Source organism: Bacteroidales bacterium (assembly GCA_016707785.1).
In the GTDB taxonomy this organism is placed as follows: domain Bacteria; phylum Bacteroidota; class Bacteroidia; order Bacteroidales; family UBA4417; genus UBA4417.
Window position 1 is genome coordinate 18747 of record JADJGZ010000059.1, and the last position, 9308, is coordinate 28054.

At 49.2% G+C, this 9308-nt stretch carries 3 protein-coding genes; all 3 read right to left on the minus strand.

Annotation, left to right across the window (positions count from 1 at the left end; all coding sequences use genetic code 11):
• Positions 1-50: 50 nt before the first annotated feature.
• Positions 51-5159, minus strand: a complete 5109-nt coding sequence (locus IPH84_19785; GenBank protein ID MBK7175401.1) for a PKD domain-containing protein — start codon at positions 5157-5159, stop codon at positions 51-53.
• A complete protein-coding gene (locus IPH84_19790; protein ID MBK7175402.1) occupies positions 5156-8290 on the minus strand; it encodes a PKD domain-containing protein in 3135 nt (1044 codons plus the stop codon). The genes IPH84_19785 and IPH84_19790 overlap by 4 nt, the downstream gene beginning before the upstream one ends.
• Positions 8271-9308: hypothetical protein (locus tag IPH84_19795; protein ID MBK7175403.1), on the minus strand; the 1038-nt coding region annotated here is incomplete at its 5' end. The genes IPH84_19790 and IPH84_19795, both read right to left, overlap by 20 nt.

Below are 9308 nucleotides of genomic sequence, written 5' to 3' on the forward strand. Positions count from 1 at the left end.
GAGAACCCATTATGGATTCTCCTGCTCAAGTTGATTGAAACAACTCTTGATTACCTGATCAGCACTATTGTCCCAAACACAGGTTCGGTCAGCTTGTCATGGTTCCCCACATCCTTATTATTCCAGATGGTGCCGTCGCGGAAGATGGCCTGGATTTTCCAGACATACACATCCTGCTGCACAGGATGGCCTTTGTAGGTTCCATCCCAGAACTCCACCGGTGATCCTCTCTCATCCAGCTGCTTGGATTCCCAGATCATGGCTCCGTGTGAGTTATACACCTGGCAGTGGTAAGTGGCAAGGTTCTGCCCTACGGGTTTCCATATCCTTGTCTGCTGTAGCGTACCTCCCGGGGCAAATGCATTAGGGACATACAATCCTTTGAAGAGCAAGGTATATAACATGCTGGTGGTATCCGAACAGCCCTGCTCATTCAGGGTAACCAGGGTCACAGTATAGGTGCCGTCTTCGGTGTAAGTGATCAGTGGGGAGGCCAATGGTGATATCTCTCCATTGCCAAAGTCCCAGTGGTATTCATCGGCTCCGATGGAGCCATCGTTGAACTGTACCTGTCCCTGCACCTGTTCTACATCCTCTGTATAACTGAAAGCACTCAGTGGTGAGGGTTCCACATCTACCATTGCTCTTAAGGTATCTGCACACTGGTTGGTATCGCTGGCGGTCAGCAGTACCCTATACCTGCCGATACTGTCGAACACGAACTCTGGGGTAGATCCCTGCATTGAGCCTAAAAATCTTCCCAGACTGTCACTCACCCTCCATCCCCATAGGTTCAGCGGGGCAAGGTAAGGATCTGAATGGTCGAAGAAGTAGGTCGGATGCCCAACACAGGCAATAGAGCTGTTGAAGGTAGCAGAAGGCAGTCCATGTATGGTTAGGTTGGTGGTAGCTGTATCACGGCAGCCCGACTGGTTGGTGACAATCAGCCTGGGGTCATAACTGCCCGGGGCAGGATAAACCCAGGAGGGGTTGCGGTTTACAGCGGTGTCATACACACTCTGGGGATCACCAAACTCCCAGCGGTAAGTGAGTAGTGTAGCTCCATTGGCTTTGGTGGTATCGGTGAACATCGACTCCTGCTTGTAACATACATCCTGTGTGGTAAATCCTGCCAATGGGGTGGCGATTACCGTGATCACCCTTTGTGTGGAGTCACTGATCACGCTGCCCCCAACGATCGTACTTACCCTTAGTTTTACAAGGAAAGTACCCGGCTGGGTAAAAGTATGGGTGGTGAGGGATTGATAGCTGTTATAAGTGGTCGGTTGTGCGGTATCTCCCCAGGTCCATACCCACTGACTGATCTGGGCATCGCAGGTAGAAAAGTCCGCAAACTCAAGGGCATAGTTCTGGCATAGCAAGGTGTCTGATGGCGTATAGGCTGCCACAATACAGGGGGAACGCTGAATGCTGTCAGTGACTGTTGATGTACAACCATTCCCATCCACCACGGTCAATGTGGTTACATAGGTTCCTGCCGTGGTGTATTTATGCGTGGTGCTGGTATTGGGGGCATTGATGGTATCCAGTGTCCCGTCGCCAAAGTTCCAGTACATGGTAGTAATAGCACTTGCGGTATCGATGCTTTGGCTGGTAAAGGTGATGGTTGAGTCGCAGCTGCCCGGGGTATAATCGAACAGTGCTACTGGCAAAGCATGCACCTGCACGCTTTGGTAATCATCCGCCTGGCATCCGAACTTGTCCGTGGTGGAGAAGTTTATCGTATAGAAGCCCGGGGCGGTAAAAATATGTCCCGGGGTTTTGAGGGTGCTCAGGTTCTGTGCACCGGACTGGGGATCCCCAAAGTTCCACTGGAAGCTGATCAGGGAATCGGCAGGAGCAGCAGGGGTTAGTAACTGCGGGGTGAACTGCATAGGCTCACCGAAGCAGGACTGTGTATAACTGAAGGTAGCAGTGAGCTCTGAGGGGACACATACCTGCTGGAAGGCTGTATCCACACATCCGCGGATATCGGTGATCATCAGCTTGACATCATAGCAGGAGTCAATGGCATAATACACATGGTTGGGGTTCTGTCCATTGCCATACTGGTAAGGTTCAAACTCCCAGTTCCATCCTGTTACCAGTGCCTGGTAGCTCCATGAGGAGTCCTGGAACTGTACCGCTCCATTGGCACAGGGACTGGCTGAGTATTTAAAGTAGGCTGTAGGCTTGTTCCATACCTGCAGCGGCATGGTCTTCACATGGGTGCAGCCATGCTCGGTAGTGGTGGTAAGGGTGATGGTATAAGTGCCTGCGGTATTGAAGGTGTATTGCGGGTTCTGCAGACTGCTGGTATCAGCGGTGCCTGAGAGGCCAAAGTCCCAGTTCCATGCAACAAGGGTATCTCCCAGTGGGGCAGAGCTCAGGTCGGTGAACTGTGTGGGAGACTCGGCACAGGCCTGCTGGGCCATAAAGTACGATTGCGGGGCACTGTGGATGGTCACAGGATGGCTGATGGCATTCTGGCAGCCGGAGGTATCGCTGATCGTGAGTATCACGGTAAAGGTACCGGCCACTCCATAGCTATGCTGCGGGTTTTGTGTGTTTGCAGTGGGACTGCCATCACCAAAGTTCCAGTTGTAAGTCTGTACCGCTCCTACCTGTGTGGCGGTGGTATCGGTAAAGAAGGTGGTGGCTGATCCAAGGCAAAGCAGGCTGTCATTGTAAAAATCTACTCCTGGTTTTGGAACAATGGATACATTCTGTTCCAGTGTATCCTGGCATCCTGAAGCATTGGCAGTAATAAGCCTTACCAAATATGTGCCCGGGTTGGCATAGTTATGCACCGGGTTGGTTTGGGTACTTGAGTTGCTGCTTCCCGATGGCGGATCGCCAAAGTTCCAGCTGTGGGATACCAGTGTGGGACCTCCATTCAGACTGGTCTGGTCGGTAAACTGTGTGGCTTGTCCCTGGCAGGTATTCTGGTAAGAGAAAGCCGTAAGTGGCGAGGCAGAAATGGTCACAGGGATAACACGCGTATGGCTGCAGCCCTGCTGTGTGCCCAGGGTCAGGCTTACAAGGAAAGTGCCCGGCTGGCTGTAGGTATGTGTCACCGTGGGGTGGTAAGTAGTAAAGGTGGTATCATTATCATCACCGAACTGCCAGTACCAGTTGTTGATTATTCCGCCATTGCCATTGCCCAGGTCGGTGAAGGTGATCTCTGTACCTGAGCAGGCGGGGGTATTAAAGCTGAAGTTCGACAGCGGCCCGGGGGTTACCACTACTGCATTGGTCTTGGTGTTTATGCAGCCTGCCGTATCGGTGATGGTGAGGGTCACATTGAAGGTGCCGGACTGGGCATAGATATGCATCGGGTCCACAAGGGTAGAACTCAGCCCATCCCCGAACTGCCAGTACCAGCTCTGGGTGGCATTTACATTCACAGTGGTACTGGAGGTGAACTGGGTGGTATCGCCACTGCATCCTGCCAATGAACTGAAATCTACCAGAGGTGGCGGGGTTACATTCACTGATGAGGTAACCGTATCGCTGCATCCGCCAGAGATGGTGGCTATCAGCCTGACTGTATAAGTCCCTGCGGTATTGTAATGATGAACAGGGTTCTGCTGGCTGCTCTGGTTAGAAGAGCCTGATCCCGGGTCACCAAAGTCCCATTGCCAGTTGGAGATCCCTGAGGTGGTATTGCTCAGTGAAAGATCCGTGAATGATACCGCTGCTCCCTGGCAGGCAGCGCCATGACTGAACAGTGCCGTAGGTTTGGGAAGGATGGTAAGGGTTTTAGTCTGCAGGTTGGTGCAGGAATCGGAGCTTTTTACTGTCAGGGTTACATTGAAAGTCCCCGACTGGGCATAGGTATGTGATACAGAGGCGGTAGCAGGGAAGTTGATTACCTGGGTGGTGCCATCACCAAAATCCCAGAACCAGCGCGTTACATATCCGGCGGCAGAAGTAGTAAGATCAGTAAACTGTACCAGCTGATCATCACAGGCAGGAGAAGAGAAGTCGAAGTTCACCAAGGGCAGCGGAACGATGATGATCGGGTGGCTGCGCTGGTTCTCACATCCTGCCGTATCGGTAACGGTGAGCGTAACGGTATAGGTCCCGGCAAAGGTATACACATGGCTGGGAGACTGCAAAGTACTGCTGCCTCCATCCCCAAAGCTCCAGTACCAGCTGGCAATGGTGGGGATCGCCATGCCTGCAGGACTGAACTGTGCAGGATTATCCTGGCAGGCGCTCTGGAAGCTGAAGTCGGTAACAGGCAAAGGCTTGATGGTTACAGGGTAGCTGATCGTATCGGAGCAGCCATTAGCCGTTAGGGTGACAAGTTCAACCGTATAAGTACCTGGGGTAGCATAGGTATGATTGGGATGCTGTTCGCGGCTGGTGTTATTCACTCCTGAGGGTGGATCCCCAAAATTCCAGTACCAGGCTGTCAGGCTTTGGCTTCCGGAAGTAGAGGTAAGATCCGTAAAATGAACAGGGCTGTCCTTGCATTGGCCCGAGCTCATAAAGTCGGCCGTTGGGGAACCAAACACATTCACCAGACGGGAGAAGCTATGGGTACAGCCCTCGGAGTTGGTAACGGTAAGGGTTACATTGAAGGTGCCTGTTACGGCATAGATATGGCTTACATCGGGGATCGCAGGGAAAAGGATGGTCTGAACAGGGCTCCCATCGCCAAAGTCCCAGCTCCAGCTGGTCAGGTAGCCCGATTCTGTGGTACTCTGATTATTGAAGCTGATGGTTTGTCCCTGGCAGTTATCGGTAGCAGAGCTGAACAATGCCGTTGGCGGTGGGGTAACAATCAGGGTGTGGGAACGGGATCCTTCGCAGCCTGCGGTATCGGTAATGGTAAGGATTACCGTATAGGTGCCTGCTGCAATATAGGTGTATTGGGTGTTGCGGGTATTGCTCGTGGAGCCATCGCCAAAATCCCAGTGGTAGGTAGCCGTAGCATTCAGGTTGATCAAGGTACTGTCAGCCCAGAACAAGGTGGGGGTGCCCAGGCAGCCGGTGGTACTAGTAAAATCAGCCAGTGGAGCACCTTTTACATTCACCTGCCGAATGATAGTGTCGCTGCAGCCATTAAAATTCTGTACAATCAGGGTCACATTATACAATCCTGCTGTGGTATATAAATGAGTAGGGTCTTCCAGGGTGCTGGTGTTCAAAGATCCAGATGCAGGATCTCCAAAATCCCAGCTCCAGCTGGTAACGGCTCCGCCTCCATTGGCATTGCTGGCATCGGTGAAGTAAGCCTGTTCATCCTGGCAGTTGCTCCAGAAGTCAAAATCAGCAAGGGGACGGCGGGTGACAGTGATAGTGGTGCTGTAAATATCCGTGCAGTTGCGGCTATTGGTGATATACAGGTCACTGGATAAGTGCCGTCACCGGCATACTGATGCATGGTATTGGAGGTATTGGGGAAATCAATGGTATCATTAGGTGTTCCATCGCCATAACTCCATACCCACTGACTGATATAGCCCTGTCCGACTGGGTTGTTACTCAGGTCTATAAAGAAACTGGGGTCACCCAGGCAGTTGGGGGTATTATATGAAAAGAAAGCTGTGGGATGCGGTCGCACTTCTACCGGGTGGCTGATACTATAGTTGCAGTTGTTGGTATCTTCAACACTAAGGGTTACCAGGTAGGTTCCATAAGTTGGATATATATGATATGGGTTGGTCGGGGCATTAAACGTTGCGAAAGTGCCATCACCAAAGTCCCAGTGCCATTGACTTGTATTCTGGATAAAATTCCCCGAAATTGTGAAAAATGTTGTATCAGAATTACAAACCGTATTCGTGGTAAAATCAGTTACCGGGATAGGGTTCATGATTACAGTAACCGTATCATTCATCATTTTCTGACAATTTCCCACCGGGTTTGTTCCCAGTATGGAATATTGACCGGGAGTATTTTTGATTCCGAAAGAAAGAGGTGATCCGGTCCCAGGGAGTATTGTCCCTTCAGGAAGTCCATTAAACAGAAGCTCATAAGTCATGCCCACCTGTGAACCACTCAATCCAAGCGTAACTCCGGCAGTCCCTTCACAGAAAACGCCAGAATTGCTTGCAGTTGTTGTAAAAGGATCCGGGAGAGGAATTACTGTTATCGATACAAGTCCATGAATGGAATCAGCAGGAGTTGTACAGTTGACATCATTTGAAGCAGAAATCCAATAACTTGAAGTAACGGGAGGAGTAACATTAAAAACATAAGGAGTGGTCATAATGTTATTGACTGTAACCGGAGTCACACCATTTGTGTAGGTGACTGACCATGGTGGTGTTCCAGTCAGGTCAATGGTTACAGGAGTAGCGGTTGCTTCACAAATGCTTGTGGTTCCACTGATAGTTGCACTTGGGTCTTCATGAACAGTAAGCCACATAAAATCGCCTCCTGTCAGACTTTGGCATCCCTGAACCTGAAGTGTCAGGACAACAGTTTGACCTACATCATTGGGGCCTGGTGTATAAATCGGGTTGAAAATATTGGTATTGCTGAATGACCCGTCACCGGAGGTTGTCCAGGTCATTGATGATTGGTATTGACCAGTAGCATTCACCTGGTAAGGTCTCTGATCACAAATCTCATCATCAGGTCCTGCATTGCTTTCAGGAGTCGGATCAATTTTTAGTTCAATCTGATCATTAACAAAGACACCGCTGCAACTGCCATTTCCCTGAAGTGTCAATGTAAAGATGATGGATCGGTTCTGCGTACTTAAATCAACAGGACCGGCAAAATAAACAGGGTTCATAATATTGGCATTGCTGAGGAAACCATCGCCTCCTGCAAAACTCCATTGGATATTAGCACCATTATAATTATTTCCAAGTCCATTCAGCTGAAATTGCGTTACATTACTGCAGATATAATCATCCGGCCCGGCTAAAACAATCGGGTATGGGGCAACAGCCCAGATTACATCATCCGTTACTGTTTGTGATGCGCAGCTTAATCTGCCCTGTGCCCATAAGGTAAGGGTCACGGTCCCATTGTTGTAATCAATGTTACCCGGCATATAGGTAGGTGCAATTGTAAGTGGATTTGTCAGGATTCCATCACCTGATGTGAACCATTGAATGCTGGAATAGAAAGCGGCTGAGGTACCTGTTAGTTGCACCGGGCCGGTTATACAGTAGGAAGCATCAGGTCCCGCATTGATAGCTGGCATGGGATCGATGGTCAAAACCAACTGATCGACTGAATTGACTGCTGCACAACTGTTAACTCCCGCACCTGTCAGGGTAAGGGTAACTGTTCCGGCTGCAATGTCAGATGGACCGGGAACATAAGTTGAAACTAAAGAACCCGGATTAGTGAAAGTTCCATCACCAGAACTGGTCCAGTTTGTAATGCCGCAAAATTGTTGAGTTCCTGAGACATTATAGGTGTTTGCAGCACAAATTGTTGCATCAGAACCTGCCGTAACAAATGGTAATGGAGTAATATTCAATACCATTGCATCAACTGAGGATTCTGCAGAACACGAATTGGTGCCGGTGACTGTCATTGTTAGTGTAACAACTCCTGTTTCACCGGGGCCAGGCACATAGGTAGGGCTAAGTGTTGTGGCATTGAGCAGATTGCCTGTACCTGAACGGGTCCAGCTGATATTGTTGTAATTTGTTGCACTGGAGCCGCTAACAGTGAAATTGAAGCCTTCACAGGTTGCACCATCCGGACCAGCATTGGCCAATGGTAACGGATGGATGGTAAGTTGCATATTATCCGAGGCATCGGCACATGGAATATTTGCGATGCCATTCAATATCAATGTAATGGTTCCACTCTCTCCGGCACCTGGCGTGTAAGTTGGGGCCAGAGTATTAATATTGCTTAGAAGTCCTGCTCCATTGTGTGTCCAGTTGATGCTGTTAAAGTATTGAGCAGTTGCGCCGGAAACAGTATAAGAGGTATTTTGACATACTTGTCCATTGCTTCCTGCATTTACAACGACCTGCCTGGTAATCGTCAAAATCATGCTCGAAACAGCATTGGTGCAAGCGGAAAATGCATTGGATGTAAGGGTGAGTGTAACACTTCCGGATGCAATATCAGCAAGGCTTGGAGTATAAATAGGATTCTGGATGGTAGAATTTGAAAAAAGTCCGGATCCGGAAGTTATCCATACCAGGTTTGCATATCCTGATGCAGTGGCTGAACTCAGACTATAAGTACTTCCTTCACAGATGGTAGCATTAGGCCCGGCATTTGCCAACGCAGCTTCATTTATTGTCAGCTGTATCTGGTCCTGAACATTTGTACATGGATTATTGGCAATTCCTTGCAAGGTGAGTATTATTGTACCTGTTTCTCCAACTCCTGGCGTATAAACAGGATTTAATGTAGTTTGAGGCGCTTAATGTTCCACTTCCTGTATGGGTCCATAGCAGGGACTGCTGGAACTGAGCAGTAGCGGTTGTTGGTGAAAAAGTAGATGTTTGGCAAATAGTGGCATCTGCACCGGCATTTACCAATACTTGTCGGGTAATACTAAGTGTCATTGAAGAGGTAGCATCAGTACATCCGGTATTTGCCACTGCTTTTATAGTCAAAACTACAGTTCCGGCAGTAATATCAGATAAACCCGGAGTATAGACCGGATTAAGTATCCCTGTATTATTAAAGGAACCGGAGCCGGAAGTTGTCCATAAAATCCCTGTATTCCCGGAAACAGAAGTGCCTGCAGGAGTAAAAGTACTTCCTTCACAAATAATGTTATTAGGTCCGGCTGACGCCTGGGCTGATTGGTTAATGGTGAGATTAAGAACATCATTTACATCTGCACAGGGGATATTGGCATATCCTGTTAGTGTAAGTTGTATTGTGCCGGTTTCTCCCACTCCCGGAGTGTAGGTAGGTGTCAATGAACTTGCACCCGTCAATGTACCAGCTCCATTATGAGTCCAGAGCAAGCTTCCCTGGAACTGTGCAGAAGCTGTTGAAGGAGTAAAGGTGGACGTCTGACAAATGGTTGCATCAGCACCGGCATTTACAACAACTTGCCTGGTAATATTAAGGGTCATCTGGTCCACATCATCTGTGCACGAGGTAAAAGCCTGGGAAGTAAGTATCAGATTAACTGATCCTGCAGCAATATCAGCAATACTTGGAGTGTAAACAGGGTGTAGAATTGTTGCATCGTTAAATGTGCCTGTACCGGAACTTGACCATAATAGTCCAACAAATCCTGAAGCAACAGAGCCTGCAAGCGTGAACGTGGATCCTTCGCAGATGGTGGCATCCGCTCCGGCATTCGAAAAAGCAGCCTCATTGATGGTAAGGTCCATTACATCATCTACATCGGT